The organism is Pseudomonadota bacterium (assembly GCA_027624715.1).
Lineage (GTDB): Bacteria > Pseudomonadota > Gammaproteobacteria > Burkholderiales > Eutrophovitaceae > Eutrophovita.
Genome location: JAQBTV010000010.1, coordinates 1 through 18,811, shown reverse-complemented (window position 1 = coordinate 18,811; position 18,811 = coordinate 1). Strand labels below are relative to the sequence as shown.

General features: G+C 44.4%; 22 protein-coding genes. 7 read left to right on the top strand and 15 right to left on the bottom strand.

Features of this window, described 5'->3' with window-relative positions:
* Positions 1-11: 11 nt before the first annotated feature.
* The 3 genes from O3A65_07000 to petA are packed head-to-tail and all read right to left on the bottom strand — an operon-like array spanning position 12 to position 2,573.
* A complete protein-coding gene (locus tag O3A65_07000; protein ID MDA1332213.1) occupies positions 12-722 on the bottom strand; it encodes a cytochrome c1 in 711 nt (236 codons plus the stop codon).
* Complete coding sequence (locus O3A65_06995; GenBank protein ID MDA1332212.1) at positions 719-1,972, bottom strand: cytochrome b N-terminal domain-containing protein; 1,254 nt, start codon at positions 1,970-1,972, stop codon at positions 719-721. Before O3A65_06995 ends, O3A65_07000 begins: the two co-directional genes overlap by 4 nt.
* Positions 1,973-1,976: 4 nt before the next feature.
* On the bottom strand, positions 1,977-2,573 hold the full coding sequence (gene petA, locus O3A65_06990) for a ubiquinol-cytochrome c reductase iron-sulfur subunit (GenBank protein MDA1332211.1): 597 nt from the start codon (positions 2,571-2,573) through the stop codon (positions 1,977-1,979).
* Positions 2,574-2,791: 218 nt separating this feature from the next.
* On the opposite strand from petA, the gene O3A65_06985 reads away from it, so the two are divergent.
* The gene (locus O3A65_06985) at positions 2,792-3,226 is read left to right on the top strand and encodes an OsmC family protein (protein MDA1332210.1); all 435 of its coding nucleotides are present in this window, start codon (positions 2,792-2,794) and stop codon (positions 3,224-3,226) included.
* 1 nt (position 3,227) lies between these two features.
* On the opposite strand, the gene coq7 is transcribed toward O3A65_06985, so the two are convergent.
* A complete protein-coding gene (gene coq7 / locus O3A65_06980; GenBank protein ID MDA1332209.1) occupies positions 3,228-3,854 on the bottom strand; it encodes a 2-polyprenyl-3-methyl-6-methoxy-1,4-benzoquinone monooxygenase in 627 nt (208 codons plus the stop codon).
* A 57-nt stretch (positions 3,855-3,911) separates the two neighbouring features.
* Positions 3,912-5,357: a M48 family metalloprotease gene (locus O3A65_06975; protein ID MDA1332208.1), complete on the bottom strand. Its 1,446-nt coding sequence runs from the start codon at positions 5,355-5,357 to the stop codon at positions 3,912-3,914.
* An 87-nt stretch (positions 5,358-5,444) separates the two neighbouring features.
* Here O3A65_06975 and moaC point away from each other — a divergent pair, with 87 nt between their 5' ends.
* The 5 genes from moaC to soxA are packed head-to-tail and all read left to right on the top strand — an operon-like array spanning position 5,445 to position 7,996.
* Positions 5,445-5,924, top strand: coding sequence for a cyclic pyranopterin monophosphate synthase MoaC (gene moaC / locus O3A65_06970; protein ID MDA1332207.1), 480 nt, complete (start codon positions 5,445-5,447; stop codon positions 5,922-5,924).
* A gap of 40 nt (positions 5,925-5,964) precedes the next feature.
* Positions 5,965-6,348, top strand: coding sequence for a sulfur oxidation c-type cytochrome SoxX (gene soxX, locus O3A65_06965; protein ID MDA1332206.1), 384 nt, complete (start codon positions 5,965-5,967; stop codon positions 6,346-6,348).
* Between the two features lie 5 nt (positions 6,349-6,353).
* Entirely contained in the window at positions 6,354-6,821 is a 468-nt protein-coding gene (gene soxY, locus O3A65_06960) for a thiosulfate oxidation carrier protein SoxY (GenBank protein ID MDA1332205.1), read from the top strand.
* 23 nt (positions 6,822-6,844) lie between these two features.
* A complete protein-coding gene (soxZ, locus tag O3A65_06955; GenBank protein MDA1332204.1) occupies positions 6,845-7,159 on the top strand; it encodes a thiosulfate oxidation carrier complex protein SoxZ in 315 nt (104 codons plus the stop codon).
* Positions 7,160-7,168: 9 nt separating this feature from the next.
* Complete coding sequence (gene soxA / locus O3A65_06950; GenBank protein MDA1332203.1) at positions 7,169-7,996, top strand: sulfur oxidation c-type cytochrome SoxA; 828 nt, start codon at positions 7,169-7,171, stop codon at positions 7,994-7,996.
* 172 nt (positions 7,997-8,168) lie between these two features.
* Here the strand turns inward: soxA and gcvH are convergent, their stop codons facing one another.
* The 9 genes from gcvH to O3A65_06905 all read right to left on the bottom strand — a co-directional run bounded on the left by gcvH (position 8,169) and on the right by O3A65_06905 (position 14,794).
* Entirely contained in the window at positions 8,169-8,552 is a 384-nt protein-coding gene (gcvH, locus tag O3A65_06945) for a glycine cleavage system protein GcvH (GenBank protein ID MDA1332202.1), read from the bottom strand.
* A 55-nt stretch (positions 8,553-8,607) separates the two neighbouring features.
* Entirely contained in the window at positions 8,608-9,447 is an 840-nt protein-coding gene (locus tag O3A65_06940; GenBank protein ID MDA1332201.1) for a DUF3426 domain-containing protein, read from the bottom strand.
* A gap of 4 nt (positions 9,448-9,451) precedes the next feature.
* Positions 9,452-10,348 carry a 50S ribosomal protein L11 methyltransferase gene (gene prmA / locus O3A65_06935; GenBank protein MDA1332200.1) on the bottom strand — a complete coding sequence of 299 codons (897 nt, stop codon included), beginning with the start codon at positions 10,346-10,348 and terminating at the stop codon, positions 9,452-9,454.
* A gap of 37 nt (positions 10,349-10,385) precedes the next feature.
* A complete protein-coding gene (gene accC, locus O3A65_06930; protein ID MDA1332199.1) occupies positions 10,386-11,729 on the bottom strand; it encodes an acetyl-CoA carboxylase biotin carboxylase subunit in 1,344 nt (447 codons plus the stop codon).
* 72 nt (positions 11,730-11,801) lie between these two features.
* Positions 11,802-12,248: an acetyl-CoA carboxylase biotin carboxyl carrier protein gene (gene accB / locus O3A65_06925; protein ID MDA1332198.1), complete on the bottom strand. Its 447-nt coding sequence runs from the start codon at positions 12,246-12,248 to the stop codon at positions 11,802-11,804.
* Entirely contained in the window at positions 12,248-12,721 is a 474-nt protein-coding gene (gene aroQ, locus O3A65_06920; GenBank protein ID MDA1332197.1) for a type II 3-dehydroquinate dehydratase, read from the bottom strand. The genes accB and aroQ overlap by 1 nt, the downstream gene beginning before the upstream one ends.
* Positions 12,722-12,922: 201 nt before the next feature.
* The gene (locus tag O3A65_06915; protein ID MDA1332196.1) at positions 12,923-13,435 is read right to left on the bottom strand and encodes a TlpA disulfide reductase family protein; all 513 of its coding nucleotides are present in this window, start codon (positions 13,433-13,435) and stop codon (positions 12,923-12,925) included.
* 20 nt (positions 13,436-13,455) lie between these two features.
* Positions 13,456-13,920, bottom strand: a complete 465-nt coding sequence (locus O3A65_06910; GenBank protein MDA1332195.1) for a protein-disulfide reductase DsbD N-terminal domain-containing protein — start codon at positions 13,918-13,920, stop codon at positions 13,456-13,458.
* Positions 13,913-14,794 carry an NAD-dependent epimerase/dehydratase family protein gene (locus tag O3A65_06905; GenBank protein MDA1332194.1) on the bottom strand — a complete coding sequence of 294 codons (882 nt, stop codon included), beginning with the start codon at positions 14,792-14,794 and terminating at the stop codon, positions 13,913-13,915. The genes O3A65_06910 and O3A65_06905 overlap by 8 nt, the downstream gene beginning before the upstream one ends.
* Positions 14,795-14,874: 80 nt before the next feature.
* Here O3A65_06905 and O3A65_06900 point away from each other — a divergent pair, with 80 nt between their 5' ends.
* Positions 14,875-15,900 (top strand): CDP-6-deoxy-delta-3,4-glucoseen reductase, encoded by a 1,026-nt coding sequence (locus O3A65_06900; protein ID MDA1332193.1) that lies wholly within the window; start codon positions 14,875-14,877, stop codon positions 15,898-15,900.
* A gap of 3 nt (positions 15,901-15,903) precedes the next feature.
* Here O3A65_06900 and ppc read toward each other — a convergent pair whose 3' ends face one another.
* Positions 15,904-18,681: a phosphoenolpyruvate carboxylase gene (ppc, locus tag O3A65_06895; protein ID MDA1332192.1), complete on the bottom strand. Its 2,778-nt coding sequence runs from the start codon at positions 18,679-18,681 to the stop codon at positions 15,904-15,906.
* Positions 18,682-18,811 lie beyond the last annotated feature (130 nt).

The window sequence follows — 18,811 nt, the reverse complement described above, 5'->3', positions numbered from 1 at the left end:
AACGTTCTTTATCAATGTATGTCCTTCCAAAATTCTCTTTTGACAGCCCAAGCCATGAAAGCAAAAAGAATCAGGAAGATAATCACGAGACTGCCAATTTGCTTGCGTTTTTCCGCCGCTGGCTCTCCCATATAAACTAAAAAATTTGTTAAATCTAACATCAGATCATCGAATGTGTCGGCTGTTAATGACCCTTCCGTTTCAACCGTTAGACTTAGTCCGCTCATAGAATGCACAGCACTAAAAACACCCTGTTCCTGCGAGAAGACGTTTGGCATGGCAACATTAGGATAAAGAAGGTTATTCCAACCCGTAGTTGCAGTGTCATCTTTATAAAAACTTCGTAGATACGTGTAGAGCCAATCTGCCCCTCTTGACCGAGAAACGACAGACAAATCAGGCGGCAACACACCGAACATGGCTTTTGCATCTGACGCTGGAATGGCACTCTTTATGGTGTCACCCACTTTAACCATATCGTCAGCAATAAAATACTGCTTGATCTGATTCTCTGAGAGGCCTATATCAGTAAGTCGGTTATAACGCATAGAAGCGGCTGAATGGCAACTCACGCACCGATCTACAAATATTTTTGCTCCCCGTTGTAGCGATTCCGCATCAGAGGCGTCAATATTAGCTCTATCCAGCCTATGCCCACCAACTGCTGCGCTTGCCAATCCAACTACAGACAAGAAACTCAAAAAGATTAAAGTACTCTTCATGAAGTCACCCGGTCTGGCTCCGCCTTTGTTCGATCAAGTCGAGAAACGATAGGTAAGGATAGGAAAAACAGAAAATAAAGTGCCGTACAAAGCTGTGCCACCAACGTGGCCACATCAGCACCTCCGATTTGACCCCAAATATTAATAGGCTTTAGCCCTAAATATCCAAGTAGCAAGAATGACACTACAAAAATCGCCAACGATGTCTTAAAAAGTAGCCCTTTATACCTTATTGATCGCACCGGGCTCTTATCCAACCAAGGTAACAAGAACAAAATGATGACTGCGCCACCCATAGCTAAAACACCCGGGAATTGAGAGCCAAACATCGGCGGAACCGCTCTTAAAATCGAGTAAAAAGGTGTGAAATACCAAACGGGCGCAATATGCGGTGGCGTTTTTAACGGATCTGCTGGAATGAAGTTGTTGTGCTCTAAGAAGTACCCACCCATTTCTGGGGCAAAGAAAACAATCGATGCAAATATGATCAGGAAGACCACAAGACCAAATAAATCTTTCACCGTGTAATAGGGATGGAAAGGGATACCATCCAGAGGCTTACCTGTTATTGGGTCTTTGTGTTTTTTAATGTCAATACCGTCAGGATTATTAGAGCCCACCTCATGGAGAGAAATAATGTGCGCCACCACAAGCCCAAGTAGAGCGATGGGCACGGCGATCACGTGTAGCGCGAAGAATCGACTTAGCGTTGCATCGGAAACAACGTAGTCTCCTCTAATCCAAATAGCCAAATCAGGACCAATAAAAGGAATAGCACCAAATAAGTTGACGATTACCTGAGCCCCCCAGTAAGACATTTGCCCCCAAGGCAAAAGATAACCAAAGAATGCTTCCGCCATCAGGCACAAGTAAATTACCATCCCAAAGATCCATAATAATTCTCGAGGCTTTCGGTATGAACCATACAAAAGCGCCCTAAACATGTGCAAGTAAATAACGACAAAGAACATGGACGCTCCAGTCGAGTGTATGTACCGAATTAACCATCCCGCAGGTACGTCCCTCATGATGTATTCCACAGATGCAAATGCTTTATCAGCATCTGGCTTGTAATGCATCGTAAGAAAAATGCCAGAAAGAATTTGTATCGCCAACACAACTAAGGCTAAAGCGCCAAAGAAGTACCAAAAGTTGAAATTCTTTGGTGCATAGTATTCAGTGAGATGCTCCCGCACCATCTTACTCATGGGGAAGCGTTCATCAATCCAGGTCATTACTGGTCTAAGCATCAAATTAACTCCTAGCTACGTCGTCCCCAATTAACAATCGGGAATCAGATAAAAATTGGTGCGGAGGAACCTCTAGATTCGCGGGTGCTGGCACACCTTTATATACGCGCCCAGCAAGATCAAATTTAGAGCCGTGGCAGGGACAAAAGAACCCCCCATTCCAGTCTGCCCCAAGGCCAGAAGCTGCTCCCGCCTCAAGCTTTTGAGTGGGCGAGCAGCCAAGGTGGGTGCAAATACCCACTAAGACCAGATATTGAGGCTTAATTGAGCGCTCAACATTTTTCGCATAATCCGGCTGCATCGGCAATTTAGAGTCGGGATCTGACACGAGATTGGCAGTCTCCGCCAGCTTACTCAACATCTCATCCGTACGGTGCAAAATCCAAACCGGTTTCCCGCGCCACGCCTCCGTAATGAGCATTCCCGGTTCCAACTTAGTCAAGTCAACCTCTACGGGAGCACCTGCAGCTTTTGCCCGCTCGCTAGGCGCCATGCTGACAAAAAGTGGCGATATCGCAGCTAACGCGCCTACCGCACCGACCGCACCGGTCGATACAACAAGCATACGACGTTGCTCATTCACTGAATTTTCAGAACTCAACCTCAAACCTCCTCGAAACTAAACAATAGATTAGTAAAGAATCACTAAGTTTAATATTTTTTAATTATACAGCGTAGTGCAAAATTAAATCTAGACGTACCTTTATAACTACATGATTATATTGTTATTTTTGTGATATGCGTATGCCGCAATTCCAAACTAAATAAAATTGGTTAAACTTATACAATCAAAAGTTCTTCCCTAAAAATGGATCATCAATGAAAACAACAATTAAGTTGTTGGACGGCGTTGCCTTTAACGCAAATAGCGGTAGCGGGCACACCATAACAATGGATGGCTCAGCAGAAGCTGGTGGCAAGAATCAGGGGGCACGTCCCATGGAAATGCTTTTAATGGGCCTCGGCGGATGCAGCGCTTATGATGTAGTGACCATTTTGCGCAAATCACGGCAAAACATCACTGATCTCACCGTAGAAATTGAGGCAAAACGAGCAGAAACTGATCCAAAAATCTTCACCTGGATTCACTTACATTTCAAGATTTATGGGGAAAATATCAGCAAAAATATTGTAGAACGCGCGATCAACTTATCTGCGCAAAAGTATTGCTCCGCATCGATAATGCTCGGTAAATCAGCTCAAATTACTCATGATTTTGAAATTTATGTCCCCTCGGCCGAAAGTCAGGACTGAATTAAACAAAAAACGTTGTTCTTGTCATGATTTTCGACATCAAACCCATCAATACACTCACACGCTTAGGTAACGAACTCGCACCAAGACGCTGAGCGCGATCCGCGTGGTACCGCTCCTCCTGTTTCATTTGAGAAATAATTACGCGACTACGCACATCTTCGACAGGCAACCGGTCCAAGTGCTCAGACAGATGCGACTCAACTTGGCGTTCTGTTTCTCGCAAGAAACCAAGACTGGTTTGTGTACCAAACAGTCCCGCTAACATTCCAATAGCGAATGAACCACCATAAAATAGTGGATTGAGTACACTCGTTTTCCCACCCAATTCTTCTATTCGTTGCTTCGTCCACACAAGATGATCCAGCTCCTCTCGAGCTGATTGAATCAGCTCACCCTTAATGTCTGTATTTGTCTCAACCGCGGCTTGGCCCCGGTACAGCGCTTGGGCACACACTTCACCCGTATGATTCACTCGCATAAATTTAGCAGACATTTTTTTTTGCTGGTCATTAAGCTCTACATCGGACTCCGAAACCTGCAAATCACGATGCGCCGATACCGCCCCGGTTAATACCCTGAGACTCTGATCAAGCTCTTCAATCACTCCATCTACAAATGAAAACATCAACCACCCCTAATTCAAATTAGAATTTTGCATCATCCATCAATATCAAATCTCATATCACTTCTCCAACGCTCTTTGCATTTCCTCTAGCTCCCGCAGACGAGAAACAACCGAAGTACGCAGAAAAAAATCACCATCGGTTGCTCTTTGTGCTGAAAGCAGCTCATTAATAGCTCCGACTAAATTTCCCTTCAATGCAAGACCCTCTGCATAATCTAGGTGCATGGCCATTTTTCGTTTCAAACCAGCATATGCTTTTGCTCGATATTCATAATACCTCGAGTCACGGACTTCAGCATTCCAAACAAGGTTCGACATTAATTTTTCTAAATCTGTAAATCTCTCAGAGGACAAGAGAAGTTCCGCGTAACCATACGCGAGTGACTTTCTCGTTGGATATCGCACCAAAGCCTCAGCATACAACGCGTCAGCACGCTCAAGATCCCCGAACAACCGCTCGAAATCAGCCTCTAACGACAAGAGCATTGGATGTCCTGGCTCGAAGCTCAATGCTGTATCGAGCTCTGCTCTCGCCTCATCAAGCGTGACCACATTTAACTCGTTTGAAAATATCTGAGCACAAAGTAACCCATACATTCCGGCGACTCTAGCTTTTTTGTCTTGCGAATTAAGTTGTTCTTTAAATAATTCAATCGCTTTTAAAGATCCATCTTGGTAGATCCTTAAACGAGCCTTAACAAACAGGAGCGCGATACTGTCTTCAACTTGATTTGAAGACACTTTCGCTAATCTAGCCTCTATGTCAGCAATCCTCTCTGAATTAATAGGATGAGTTCTCAAATAATCAGGAATTCCTGATTCATAAAGTCTTGATTGGCGTTGCAAATATTTAAAAAATAACGGGACCTGATGAGGGTCAAACTTGGCCTGCTTCAGTATTCGAAGCCCAATGCGATCGGCCTCCCGCTCATGCTCGCGTGTAAAATTTAACTGACTCTGTATCGGTAACGCAGCAGAAGTCATCACAGCAGCCTGCGCAACATCTCCGTTTGATCGAGCCGCTAGAATGGCTGCCGCCATGGCCGCTAATGAACCGATTCGCACCCTGCTTTGTCCCGCAATAACTCGGGCGATGTGTCTCTGCGTCACATGAGCGATTTCATGCGCCAAGACTCCAGCCAACATCGACTCATTATCCGAATCTAGAATCAATCCAGAATGAACGCCAACATACCCACCGGGTAAGGCAAAAGCATTTAGTGTCTGATTAATAAGCACAAAAAAATAAAAGTCAGTAGCGGGAGAATCGCTATTGGCTACTAATTGATACCCTAGGTGGTTGAGGTAATCAGCAATCTCGGGATCCGACACGTAAGCAGGTCTTGATCGTATATTACCCATGATCGATGCCCCGATAGTCTGCTCTTGAAATGGAGAAAAATCATCACGAGATGGGTCCCCCAAATCAGGAAGATCTTGGGCTAGCGCACTTTTCCCTGCCCACATCACATAGAAAAAAATTAACAAAAGTATCCGATTCACAGTGTTATCATAAACGATACATACAATCTCAATAACTTTATCATTGAAAAGTTCAACTAAAGTGAATTTCTGAAGGACGTTAATACCTTGAGTGACTTAACCCATTTTGATGTGACTGGACAAGCGCATATGGTTGACGTGGGAGATAAAGACGAAACCAAGCGAGTGGCTATTGCCAGCGGCATCATCAGCATGCTCCCCGACACGCTTAGACTGATTCAAGCAGGAGAGGCCAAAAAAGGCGACGTACTTGGTATCGCCAGAATCGCTGCGATTCAGGCATCTAAACGAACATCTGAATTAATTCCTTTGTGCCACCCACTGACCATTACTCGAGTTACCGTAGATTTCAATATCCAACAAAATTTTCACTCGGTTCTGTGTACCGCTAGGGTAGAAACATGGGGAAAGACTGGCGTTGAAATGGAGGCGCTAACAGCTGTGTCCGTTGGGTTACTCACCATCTACGATATGTGTAAAGCAGTAGACCGCGGTATGTTAATGCGTGATGTGAGGCTCTTAGAAAAAAGTGGTGGTAAATCCGGCACATGGACTGCCGACGAGTGATTAAATAGGGACTTTTACATACTAATTTGATTCTAAAAAAATGGTACGAACTTTACGAAAACACAAACTGATCCCTCCCTTATCTTTCTTCTTAAGCCTATTGGCTATCCTGTTATCGCCGATTAACTCTAAAGCAGAAACTGATTCTGTTCGCAGTGGCCGGGAGCTTACTCACAATTATGATTATGGAAATTGTCTTGCTTGTCACAGCGCCCCCAACGATAAGCTCGCAGTAACCCTAGCTAATATTGCTCCGCCACTTAAGGACATGAAACGTCGGTTCCCCTCTAGAGAAGTACTCTTCAAACAAATTTGGGACGCGCGGGATACTTACCCGGATACGATCATGCCACCTTTTGGCGCGCACGAAATTTTAAGCGAAGCACAAATTCAAACGATCATCGATTACCTTTACACGCTATAGAATTTATGACGCTTTCAAAACAACGTAGAGCATTTCTCCAATCAGCACTTACAATAATAAGTACGCTATTAATACCCATCAACGGGTACGCACGCTGGAATGAAAAAGCCTACAATGAGATCGATATCGTTAATACATTTCGGAGTATTGGAATAAGAAACCCAGACGAGCTGCGTGATGCGGGCAAAAACATCGAGCTGTCCCTACCCGAAATTGCTGAAAATGGCGCAATCGTTCCTATCAAGATTCTTAGCAAAATTCCAAAAACTGAGCGAATTTTTGTGTTCGCGGAAAAGAATCCTCAACCCTTAGTGTCAGATTACATGTTCACGGCTGGCGTAGAACCATTCATTGCATCTAGGATAAAGATGGGTGAGACAGCATTTGTGCATGTCATCGTATTGGCGGAAGGGATTTTCTACAGAAGTGCTCGACAAGTTAATGTAACTATCGGCGGTTGCGGAGAAGAATAAATCAGAGAAAGATACGAAAAAAAATGGATAAAACAGTACGCTTTAGAGTAAGCCTTAAAGACAACGTAGCGGATGTCAAAATAATGATTTTCCATCCAATGGAAACGGGTTATCGAAAAGATAAGCATACGAAGGAATTGATTCCAAAGTACTTCATTCATACCGTCAAAATTAGCCATAATGGAAAACCAATCATGCAAGCTCACTGGAGCCGATCCGTGTCCAAAAATCCGTATTTGAACTACTGGGTGCCTAACGCGGTTGGTGGTGATGAGTTGAGCGTCGAGTGGGAGGACAACATGGGTGCATCAGGGGTCGGAAAGACGACGATCTCCTAAGATACTGCCATGCGCCCTCTTAAATATCTTACAGCTCTAATCATTCTTATTGCATCTTCTCAGACATGGAGCAACCCAGAAGAAGACCGACAGCTGTTTATAGCTACTTTCGCAGCGAACATACCTGACGTACCTATATCTCAATACATCCACGGCTCTATGATGTTGAGTGAAGATGCGCTTGATCAATACAACAGTATCATGGATTTCCCACCTTTTCAGGAGATGATCGATCAAGGTAAAAAAATATGGGGTACCCTTTTTAAGAATGGCCAAACATTTGATAATTGCTTTGAGAATAAAGGAGTTAATGTCGCTGGCAAATTTCCTTACTACGATACAACATACAAACAAGTAGTCACATTTGAAATGGCGCTCAATTTTTGTCTCGAGCAAAACGGGGAAACAAAGTTGAATCATATTGATCCCGAAACGATGGGAGCTCTAAGTGCTTACGCGAGATCTTTATCAGACGGCATGCTGATGCAAATTGAAGTGTCCACCGAAGAAGCCTTAATTAAGTATGCGCTCGGCAAGTCCTTCTATTTTAGACGCATTGGTCAATATAACTTAGCCTGTGCATCCTGCCACCTAACAAACGGAGGCCGCTATTTTCGAGATGAGCTCCTGTCTCCAACTATTGGCCAGGCCGTTCATTTTCCCGTATTTAGAGGAGGGGAGCGTCTCTACACACTACAGATGAGATACCAGCGCTGCATGGAGGCAGTTGGCGCCGTTCCATTTGAATCTGGAAGCGAAGTGCTTAATAACCTAGAGTTCTTTCATTCATACCTGAGTAACGGATTACCCCTACAATCATCTGTCTACCGTCGCTAAATTTAGAGGCTAAGCTTTCAGAATTGAAGCGAGGCAAACTTCAACAGTAGTCCTAAAACTGCAACAAACAACAGTCGTTCCATGATTGTTATTTTAATTTTCATGCATATCACCGTTAATCATTAATCTATATCCATAGCTGATTACAGCTATACTAAAAACGACGTAAGACCTATTCTGTCGCTACAAATTCAAGGTATTGAGCTTGACTCATTAGCGCCTCAATGGGTCTCACATCTATCACCTTCACCTTAAATATCCATGTCTTTTGAGGCAGTTCATTAATTAATTCGGGCTGCTCTCTCAATACCTCATTGACAGCGACAACCTCTCCAGCCACCGGGATAAATAAGTCAGATGCAGTCTTCACCGACTCGATAAGCCCACATTGCTCGCCTGCTTTGAATACAGAACCCAGTGAGGGCAACTCAATATAGACTACGTCCCCGAGAGAATCCTGAGCGTAATCACTTATACCAACTGATGCAACACCCTCTTCATTAAGTTGGATCCACTGATGCGTCTCGCTAAACTTTATCTTCTCATCATTTAACATTCTCACTCCAAAAATTCTGATCTACTCGTGCATAAGTACTAGCAGAATAGCGCAACTAAAGTCTGTTCTTTTTCGGATAAAACAGATAACTATCAAAGGCAAACGGAGGAGCACCCTCAATACGAAACATTAAATTTAATTGTTGTTCTCCCTTAGCTTTTATTCCCGCTTGCGTAGTCTCCCCAATATACTCGATCGGATAAATAACTCGGCTTGTAACAATTCGTCCTTGAGCGTCAGTTAATTTCAGTTCCATTGCTGGAAATTGCAACTGCTGTTTTCCAACGTTCTGAATCGTCGCGCGAAACTGGTAATAAGAATCCCCCCAATCAGGCCTAACCAAGAGGTCCGCTCCAATCAACCTTAACGCATTAATCTGTCTAGGGATCCCGACCTCACAACCAAGAGTGCCACATATTTTTACAGCCCCTTTAGCAACAAGAGGGCTATTTACGTATATCTGCCGATTAAAGCCAAACATGAGAATTAATATAAAAATTAAAAAGAACATGAGATTCGCATACCACCAACGCGACCTCGACACCGGGAGAGGTGCGAACACGGCTTCGTATAAGTTTGTATCAACTTCCGCCGAGCGAACCACTCGAACGGCCACGTCCTGCAATGCCGCATCTTTCTTCCCGACGGCCTTCTTTGCACCGTTAGAGCTACCTAAATCCAATGTATGCCTCTGGCCGAAACGACTCTTCTCTTTTATTGCCTCATCTAGCGTAACTTTTATAGGCTCTTCCAAAATGTCAAAACGATAGTGGGCATATCCATCGAAAGAATTGCTACAAGAGAGGCACTCAACACGACCGGATTGCTCCATGAGTCGCGTTGAAGTCGACCCGAACAAATGTGTGCACTTGGGACAGACAAGAAATAATTCCATAGCGTTATAAACTCAGCTTGGTGCCTTGTAAACAAACCCAATCATCCATGGTTTGAAATGTGCTCATTTCAAACCATTGCCCGTAAATACCAAGCAACTCTTGCTCATGAGCCACCAAAATACCTGACAACACAATGTGTCCACCTGGCTTAACCAGCTTATCTAACAATGGCGCTAAGACCTTTAAAGGTGCTGGCAGAATATTTGCAATGACGATATCTACTTGTTCTGTAAAAGTGTCTCCCGCAGGAACCACCTTCAAATCAACCCCGTTTCTATACGCATTGTACCGAGTTGCCTCTAAGGCATCTTCATCTATATCGATTCCAACTACGCTACCTGCACCAAACATCTTTGCGGCTATTCCTAAAACCCCAGATCCACAGCCATAGTCTATGACTTCCTGCCCGGGAACTAAATTGTTCTCTAGCCAATGCAAGCAAAGTTGTGTCGTAGCATGACTGCCTGTACCAAATGCAAGACCCGGATCAAGAATAATATTGATTTTTGACGCACGTTTGCCGGCCGACCAACTCGGTGAAATTTGCAAGCGCTTTGTAATTTGGATGGATTCAAATTGCTGCTGTGTTAGCCTGACCCAATCTTGATCATCAATAAGGCGTACTTGAGGCGTTGGTAACTGTATGGGTTGCAGGGCATCAGACACAATGGAAATAATATCAGTAACGTCAATATCTTGATCAAAAAGTCCGACAACCAAATTGTCCCTCCAAGAAAGCAGAATTTCCTCTCCTGGTTCGAGATAAATCGCCTTCTCGTTGAGTGACCCCTCATCCGCATCAGTGATGTCGACCGATAGAGCTCCAGCTTCGAACAACACATCGCTCAAGGCCTCCAGGTGTGCTCCAGAAACTTTGAACTCTAAAGCCTGCCAAGCCATGATTAAGACACAAGAAGATCGCTGAAAATAAACTCCACTAAGGGTTAGCGAGTTTTTTCTCAAGGTAATGAATACTTACACCACCTTCAATAAAATTTGCATCGGACACCAATTCACGGTGCAGCGGAATATTAGTCTCAATCCCCTCGACAATCATCTCAGATAGCGCAACTTTCATCCTAGCAAGTGCTTGCGCTCGCGTGTCTCCGTGCGCAATTAACTTGCCGATTAAAGAATCATAGTATGGCGGCACATAATAATTCTGATATGCGTGTGAATCTACGCGAATGCCAGGTCCGCCGGGGATATGGAGCGTAGTAATCGTTCCGGGTGATGGAGTAAATTTGAAGGGATGTTCGGCATTGATCCTGCACTCAATTGCGTGCCCCTTAAATTGAATATCTTTTTGCCGAAAGGGTAATTTATCTCCATACGCAACAGAAATTTGGGTTTTTACGATATCTACGCCTGTAATCATTTCGGTTACAGGGTGCTCTACTTGTACCCTTGTATTCATCTCAATGAAATAAAATTTTTTATTCTCATATAAAAACTCAAACGTTCCAGCTCCTCGATATCCAATTTTTCGGCATGCCTCGGCACACTTCTCCCCAATTTTTACTCTCTCCCTGGGTGGAATATGTGGTGCTGGTGCCTCTTCAATAACCTTTTGATGGCGTCGCTGTAAGGAGCAATCTCTATCACCCAAATATATAGCGTGCTTATGTTGATCGGCTAAAACTTGAACTTCAATATGTCGCGGATTCTCTAAAAACTTTTCCATGTAAACAGTTGGATTACCAAAGGCTACTTGAGCTTCTTGTTTTGTCATGTTCACCGCATTAAGCAATGCCGCTTCGGTGTGAACAACTCTCATACCCCGCCCTCCCCCACCTCCAGAAGCTTTTATGATCACGGGATAGCCAACATCTCTGGCAATAACTACAATTTCTTTTGGGTCACTAGGAAGAGCCCCCTTGCTTCCGGGGACAACAGGTATACCAGCTTTGATCATCGCAGCTTTTGCGCTGACCTTATCGCCCATTAGCCTGATCGTCTCTGGTTTTGGCCCAATGAAGACAAACCCGCTTTGCTCAACCCGCTCAGCAAAATCGGCATTCTCCGACAAAAAGCCATAGCCCGGATGAATCGCTTGCGCATCAGTTACTTCAGCTGCACTAATGATTGCCGGTACATTCAGATAAGAGTCCGTGCTCGAAGCTGGGCCGATACATACTGACTCATCTGCAAGGCGCACATACTTAGCTTCTGCATCCGCCTCAGAATGGACGGCTACAGTTTTAATGCCCATCTGCCTACACGCTCGCTGAATTCTCAGAGCGATCTCGCCGCGATTCGCAATTAAAATCTTGTCAAACATAAATGTTTTTACACCCCATTATCGAATTTCTTACAAATATAAAGTCTAGATTTATAAAACCTCACATTGGGGTTAAGTAATCAGAAAAAGCGGCTGGCCATACTCAATAGGTTGTCCGTTTTCAACGAGAATTTTTTTAATAACGCCGGACTTCTCGGACTCAATTTCATTAAGCAACTTCATTGCCTCAACAATACACAACGTCTCGCCCTCGGAGACTGTCTGGCCGACCTCAACAAATGGTGCAGATTCCGGGTTAGAACCACGGTAGAACGTGCCTACCATAGGAGACTTCATCACAAACCCTTCATCTACAGGAACCACCTCAACAACTGCAGCCACCTCTGACTGGACGAGCGGCGCTACCAAACGCGTCTCCGGTGGCGGTGTATCGGATGAAATTGGCCTACTGTTGCCACTATTAATTCGAACTGTCTCCTCACCTTCTGTGATTTCAAGCTCACCAATCCCGGACTCCTGCACGAGATCAATTAATTTTTTTAATTTTCTTAAATCCATTACAAGCTTCCCTTCAGTTTTCCCAGTACATAATCTAACGCAACGTCATAACCCATAGCGCCGAGTCCGCAGATCACTGCGTCAGCCTTATCACTAAGATACGAATGATGGCGAAAGCGCTCACGCTTGTAGATATTCGATAAATGAACTTCAACAAAAGGAACATCAACGGCCGAGATCGCATCACGGATGGCGATGCTGGTGTGGGTATAAGCCGCGGCGTTGATAATCAAAAATTTTGCTCCAGCCGTTCTTATTTGCTGAATAAGGCTGACTAACTCACCTTCGTAATTGGTTTGACAACATACTAATTTTATCTTGGCTACTTGCGCTTTCGAAACCATCCTCGCTTCTATTGAGGCGAGCGTCTCAACACCGTATAAGCCGGGCTCTCGCGTGCCCAATAGATTGAGATTTGGACCGTTCAGCACAAGAATATCGCAGGCCTCTAGTGGTATACGTTCATTTGACATATTCAAAGCCTTAAATTTAGTATAAAAAGCGTAAATGGGTATCTATTTATGTAACTTAACAGCATGTTCGCCGATTATACACGCATTTATGGTGTCTTAAACCGAAAGAGTGGCCATCTCTATAGCGCCCACTTTAGAAAACCTGAATTAAGGCCAACGTAGACCAGCTCATTAGCGATTCTAACGTGTTTTAGAAGCAATTTAGCGGATTTTATCTACAAATTGTCGTATTTTAGACTCTGGAACTGCGCCAGAATGGATATCGACCAAGTCTCCTGAGGGGCTTAAAAACACCGTGAAAGGTAGCCCTGAACGTTGGTTACCAAGAATCTCTGAAATGCGAAGAGCGTCCCCGGACCCAATCAATATGGGGTAATTTATCTCATTATCCCCAACGAATTCACGAACACGATCAACATCATCCAAGGCGATCCCAATGAAAGTGACATTACGATCCCCAAACTCATCTTGAAGCCGAACGAATAGAGGAATCTCCTCGAGGCAGGGTGGACACCAGGTCGCCCAAAAATTAACAATTCGATAACTACCCTCCCAACTTGAGATCTGCTGCCAATTTCCACTGAGATCCTTGAACTGAGCTCGTTGCGCACCTCTGAATGCGCGTTCATCTAATTCTGGACGACTATTACTCAACAAAATACCAGCTACTACCGACGCAATCACGACACAAGTTACGAACAAGCGTCTCGTCACTATTTTCAATCCACCGTTATTCATTGAGGGCCGGGGAAAGTAGTAAAGCTCAATACATTACGATCAGGCAAAAAACAAATACCCTCGTCTGAACATCCTTGATGCCATGCGGTGACGCTTAATGAGTCGCTTCGCCGACCGACTCTAGTAAAGTTTAGATCCAAAGTAATGAGAACTTCTCCTCTATAAATCTCTACTTCTCCAAAAAATTCATCGTTATGCCTCAAAGACTCCGGAAACGAAACCTGACTAACGATCACATCAGAGTCTAACACTTGAAACGAGAAACTACGCTTATACAAATAGCAACAGGGGTGAATATCGTAAGCGAGTACTAACTTATTACCCTTGACTAACGTTGCAGATAACCTATAAAAGTCGCTCGCGCCAGGCGTCTCAGCCCTGCTGGATACAACAAACTGTGGGAAGCAGCAAAAGACTAACAATGCGACGATGCATCGATTGAGGACGAACATTCTAGTCATCTGACACACGGCTTGTTATCGGCACACCGTCCTGTACTGTCGCGTACCGTAAGCGTACCTTAAGCTCTTTTTTCATCCGATCATTCAAAACCAATCGAGACTCCGCGTGAAATGACCACAACATTTCAGGTAACACGTCTCTCGCTTCAGACTTAGTGATTCGTCTCAGCTTTGAGAGCCCTGACCTATCCGCTACCAGATCTAAATAATCACCAATTTTTATCCTCGAATCATCAATACAATTGTATATTCGACCGCTCTTACCCCGGAAAAGTGTCAGAAAAACTATCTGCGCCAAATCGTCAGCATGAATATGGTTAGAGAAGCTATCCTCATCAGCCATTAAAGTCGGCAACTCCTTCTTGAGCCTACTCAACGGAAGTCGATCGGACGCATAGATCCCTGGCACTCGCAGAATCATTGACGCACACCCCGTGCGTTGCGACCAGGCTCGCACTTGCGCTTCTGCATCAAGCCGTCTTCGTGCACGGCCTGTTTGAGGGTTAGTCGCCCGCGTTTCACTCACACATTCACCCGCGCAATCGCCATAGACACCGGTCGTGCTCATATAAACAAGTCGCTGTGGTATGCTTACACCTGATGCAATAGATCTTAAAAAATTGCGAATTCGCATATCAGTATCCCCGGATGAATTTGGAGGCGCGAGATAAATCACACCTTCCGACAGGCCCGCCAGCTTCTGCAGAGTTCTCGGTTCATCAAGATCTGCATGCAACCAATTGATTGATCTTATCCAGGAAGGAGACTCCCCAGTCTTCGTCCTCGATACAACAGACAAGTTAAAACGAGAGGCATAACGGGCGGCAAATCGTTTCCCAACATCTCCAAACCCGACGATCAACAACCTATGCATATTCAATATTTATTTCAGTTACGCTCATAATATTTAGGTATTAAAATTTATCACTAACTCAGTTTAAGGTTATCTTCACAATGGCGCATAAAGTCACGATCCAACCTAGCGGCAATTCATTCACAACCGAAGAAAACGAAACCATCCTCGCGGCGGCAATGCGCTCTGGATATACGCTACCATACGGATGCCGTAATGGGGCTTGCGCAGCATGCAAAGGGAAGATTATCGAGGGAACGGTCGATCACGGTAACCCTCAAAGCTCTGCACTCGTCGATTTCGAAAAACGTAATGGCCTTACTTTGTTCTGCCAAGCAATCCCTCTCAGTAATCTAATTATCGAGGCGAGAGAGATCGAAACAACTGGAGATATTGAAGTTCGTCGATTGCCAAGTCGCGTCCAGTCAATACTTCGCGTTACCGACGACATTATTATCCTAAAGTTAAAACTGCCATCTAACGAACGTTTCCAATTTTTTGCAGGGCAGTACATTGATGTCCTGTTAAGTGGGGGGAAACGACGCAGCTACTCGATGGGCAACCCCCCACATGAATCCGAATATCTCGAATTGCATGTCCGAAACATGGCGAATGGCGCTTTCACAACACAAGTTTTTGAGACACTTAAAGAGAAAGATATCCTTAGGTTTGAGGGGCCCCTCGGAACCTTTTTCCTGCGAGAAGACACCGACAAACCCATAATCTTTGTCGCTAGTGGAACTGGTTTTGCTCCAATTAAAAGTATTATTGAATATACCTTTGAACAAGGTATTGACCGGCCGATGGCGCTCTACTGGGGTGGACGAAGACCTGGAGATATCTACATGAGCGATCTGGCTAGTCAGTGGCAAAAAGATCATCAAAACTTTAGTTTCATTCCTGTCGTCTCCGATGGCGAACTAGAAGATAAATGGGAGGGGCGAACCGGCATGGTTCATATCGCCGCAATGGAAGATTTTCCTGATATGGCGAACCATGAGGCGTATTCATGCGGCGTGCCTGCAATGGTAGAAGCCGCCCATAAAGACTTCACCGAGCAGTGCGGTTTGCCTGAGGACGCATTTTTCGCTGATGCGTTTACCCCTTCGGTTGATCCAAAACCTTAGGAACTAACCACTATTTCTGAGGCCAGCTGAAATCCCATTAATCGTTTGGAGTATCGAGCGCTTTAGCTGTTCATCATGATTACCGCAACGGTATCGCTGCATCAATTCAATTTGCAAATGATTTAACGTATCAATGTATGGCGATCGACTCTGCACACTTCTTGATAGAGCCGGGTTTTTCTCGAGTAAATAGGTTTGGTCACTAATCTTAAGCAACCATTTAACTGAAAGCTCCCACTCCTCTTCAATCCGCCGGAAAATACGATCTCTGAGGTCAACATCTTGAACCAATTCAGCATACCGACGGGCAATACCAAAATCACTTTTAGCGAGCACCATGTCCATATTTGAAAGCATGACATTGAAAAATGCCCAATCTCTATACATACCCTGCAACTTCTCAACCGCATCGTCACCGTGACTTTCAACCCACACTTGGACAGCCGAGCCAAAACCGTACCAACCAGGCAGCATTATCCTTGCTAGAGACCATGAAAATACCCAGGAAACCGCCCTCAAATCCTCAATACGCGTAGACTTGCTCCGAGACGCCGGCCGACTTCCCACATTAAGATCAGCAATTTCTGCAATAGGTGTTGCTTGATAGAAAAACTCAACGAATCCAGGATCATCAAAAACCAACGAACGGTAGGCGACAAAACTGTCTCGTGCCATTTCACGCAAAATATCTTCATATTCGGAAAGTATCACTGACTGATTCAGACTCTGTGGGACTAAAGTCGCTTGAAGCGTTGCTGCCACTAAGGTTTCAAGATTGCGTCGACCAATTTCAGGGTCAGAATATTTACTGGCAATTACTTCTCCCTGTTCTGTAATTCTAATCTGACCGGCTACACTTCCTGAAGGTTGAGCGAGGATCGCCTCATAACTAGGCCCCCCACCGCGACCAACTGTCCCGCCTCGGCCATGAAATATCCTCAACTTCACGCCGTGCTTTTCAAATACCTTAACGAGTTCTTTTTCTGCATTGTAAATCTCCCAGGTCGCCGTTAGGTAGCCTCCATCTTTGTTGCTATCTGAATAGCCCAACATGACTTCCTGAACGTTATCTTTATTACGCAACAATTTTCTATAAAAAGGATCAGAAAAAAGGACACTCATCACATCAGAAGAATTTCTTAAATCCTCAATCGTTTCAAATAATGGCACTATATTCATAGATGAGTATGGATTTTCCCCAGCACTTAAACCGCCGGACTCCTTTAAAAGTAGCGCCACCTCAAGAATATCGCTTACATCGTTAGTTTGGGAAATCACATAATTTGAAATTGAAGCCTTGCCGTAGTCTCCTTGCAGCTTATTAGCGTTATCTAATATCTTTAATTCCTTGCGGGTCAATTCATCATAATTAAGAAAAGTTGACCTAAGCGGCCTGTTTACTCTTAACTCGCTTAGCAACCAACTCCGCTTTTCCTTTTCATCAAGCCCCCCATAACCTAACCTGCTCATGCCCCGCGCAAAAAGATCAGATATCACGCTTTCATGAACCCCTGAATGCTGTCTTAAGTCTAGCGAAGCCAAGTGAAAACCAAAAATATCTGCCGCTCTTAGTAGGGCTCGAATTCTTCCACGCGCGACTAGAGCACTCCTATTTTGGTAAAGCGAATCACTGACAATTTTTAGGTCAGTAGAAAACTCTTCAGGACTTAAATAAACGAGTGGCGCATTTTCAATCGAAGAAGAGGCTTTTCGCCCCTCACCAAACGTATTCGCCAACCGAGTACGTATTGCCATTAACGCGCGTCGATAGTGTTCGTCTTTCATATGGTCAGAAATATCCATTGACTGATCTGCCAAAGCAATCAATTGATCAGTAACCTGAACACGCCAATCTGACTGAGATAGCTCACCAGTCAACGCCTCAAGTTCCCGTCGATAAAACTGGTACAACACTTGACTTTGTTTACCGACGGCATACGTCATAACCTCGTCATTGACAAAGGGGTTGCCATCTCGATCTCCTCCAATCCAGCTGCCCATCTTAAAAAAGCTTGCCAAAGCTGAGGGAGGGGTCGATTGTATCGAACCTGAATACATACGATCTTCAATATCGCCGTATAGACGAGGAAGTTCAGTTAAAAAAGTGGACTCATAATATGAAATTCCATTGTCTATTTCGTCCTGCACACTGAGCTTCAACTCCCGCAAAATTCGGGTCTGCCAAAGGGTAAGTATGGCCCTACGGAGCAACTCATCATTTCTGGATAACTCGACTGGCGTTAAATTCTCTCGATCTCTTTTGTTCAGTAAATCGACAATCGTTTTTTTAAGATCTAAGATGCTTTTTCGCTGCACCTCGGTCGGGTGTGCAGTGAGAACTGGGACTATTAAGCTGGAAGAAAAAAATTCTTCAAGGTCATGCAATGATAATGCTTGAATTTCTGGCATCATCATCACCGCATCCAGAGATCCGGCTTGCGGCCCCGAGCGAGCAGCCTCATGCGCACGGCGGCGGCGAACATGATGCTGGTCTTCAGCGATATTAGCTAATAAGGAAAAATAACAATAAGCCCTAATGACAACGCTGGTCTCAAAACTATCTAAGGATCTCAGTCTTTTAAATAACTTACGTTTAGCTCCATCGGAACCTCTGCGTTGAAGCAAAACCGATAACTGCCGAGTTTTTTCAACAAGATTAAATATTGTCTGCCCCTCATGATCACGAATCGTGTCTCCGAGCATACCTCCAAGAAGCCTCATATCCTTTCTAAGTACGTATTCCTTACGCGAGGGTTTCTTCGTTTTAATGTACTTGTTCATATGTCACCCATACTTAACTATCGCCCTTAGCGACTTGTCGTGCCACAGATAATTCCAACTGCACTTATGACTCTTTTAAACGGTTCATTCCTCGGTACAAAACAGAAAGTTCATATGCCACTTCTGTATT

Coding starts and splice junctions, on each gene's coding strand:
- O3A65_07000 (MDA1332213.1), bottom strand. CDS start 722: ATGAAGAGTACTTTAATCTTTTTGAGTTTCTTGTCTGTAGTTGGATTG.
- O3A65_06995 (MDA1332212.1), bottom strand. CDS start 1,972: ATGCTTAGACCAGTAATGACCTGGATTGATGAACGCTTCCCCATGAGT.
- O3A65_06985 (MDA1332210.1), top strand. CDS start 2,792: ATGAAAACAACAATTAAGTTGTTGGACGGCGTTGCCTTTAACGCAAAT.
- coq7 (MDA1332209.1), bottom strand. CDS start 3,854: ATGTTTTCATTTGTAGATGGAGTGATTGAAGAGCTTGATCAGAGTCTC.
- soxX (MDA1332206.1), top strand. CDS start 5,965: ATGGTACGAACTTTACGAAAACACAAACTGATCCCTCCCTTATCTTTC.
- soxY (MDA1332205.1), top strand. CDS start 6,354: ATGACGCTTTCAAAACAACGTAGAGCATTTCTCCAATCAGCACTTACA.
- soxZ (MDA1332204.1), top strand. CDS start 6,845: ATGGATAAAACAGTACGCTTTAGAGTAAGCCTTAAAGACAACGTAGCG.
- soxA (MDA1332203.1), top strand. CDS start 7,169: ATGCGCCCTCTTAAATATCTTACAGCTCTAATCATTCTTATTGCATCT.
- gcvH (MDA1332202.1), bottom strand. CDS start 8,552: ATGTTAAATGATGAGAAGATAAAGTTTAGCGAGACGCATCAGTGGATC.
- O3A65_06940 (MDA1332201.1), bottom strand. CDS start 9,447: ATGGAATTATTTCTTGTCTGTCCCAAGTGCACACATTTGTTCGGGTCG.
- prmA (MDA1332200.1), bottom strand. CDS start 10,348: ATGGCTTGGCAGGCTTTAGAGTTCAAAGTTTCTGGAGCACACCTGGAG.
- accC (MDA1332199.1), bottom strand. CDS start 11,729: ATGTTTGACAAGATTTTAATTGCGAATCGCGGCGAGATCGCTCTGAGA.
- accB (MDA1332198.1), bottom strand. CDS start 12,248: ATGGATTTAAGAAAATTAAAAAAATTAATTGATCTCGTGCAGGAGTCC.
- aroQ (MDA1332197.1), bottom strand. CDS start 12,721: ATGTCAAATGAACGTATACCACTAGAGGCCTGCGATATTCTTGTGCTG.
- O3A65_06910 (MDA1332195.1), bottom strand. CDS start 13,920: ATGACTAGAATGTTCGTCCTCAATCGATGCATCGTCGCATTGTTAGTC.
- O3A65_06905 (MDA1332194.1), bottom strand. CDS start 14,794: ATGCATAGGTTGTTGATCGTCGGGTTTGGAGATGTTGGGAAACGATTT.
- O3A65_06900 (MDA1332193.1), top strand. CDS start 14,875: ATGGCGCATAAAGTCACGATCCAACCTAGCGGCAATTCATTCACAACC.
- ppc (MDA1332192.1), bottom strand. CDS start 18,681: ATGAACAAGTACATTAAAACGAAGAAACCCTCGCGTAAGGAATACGTA.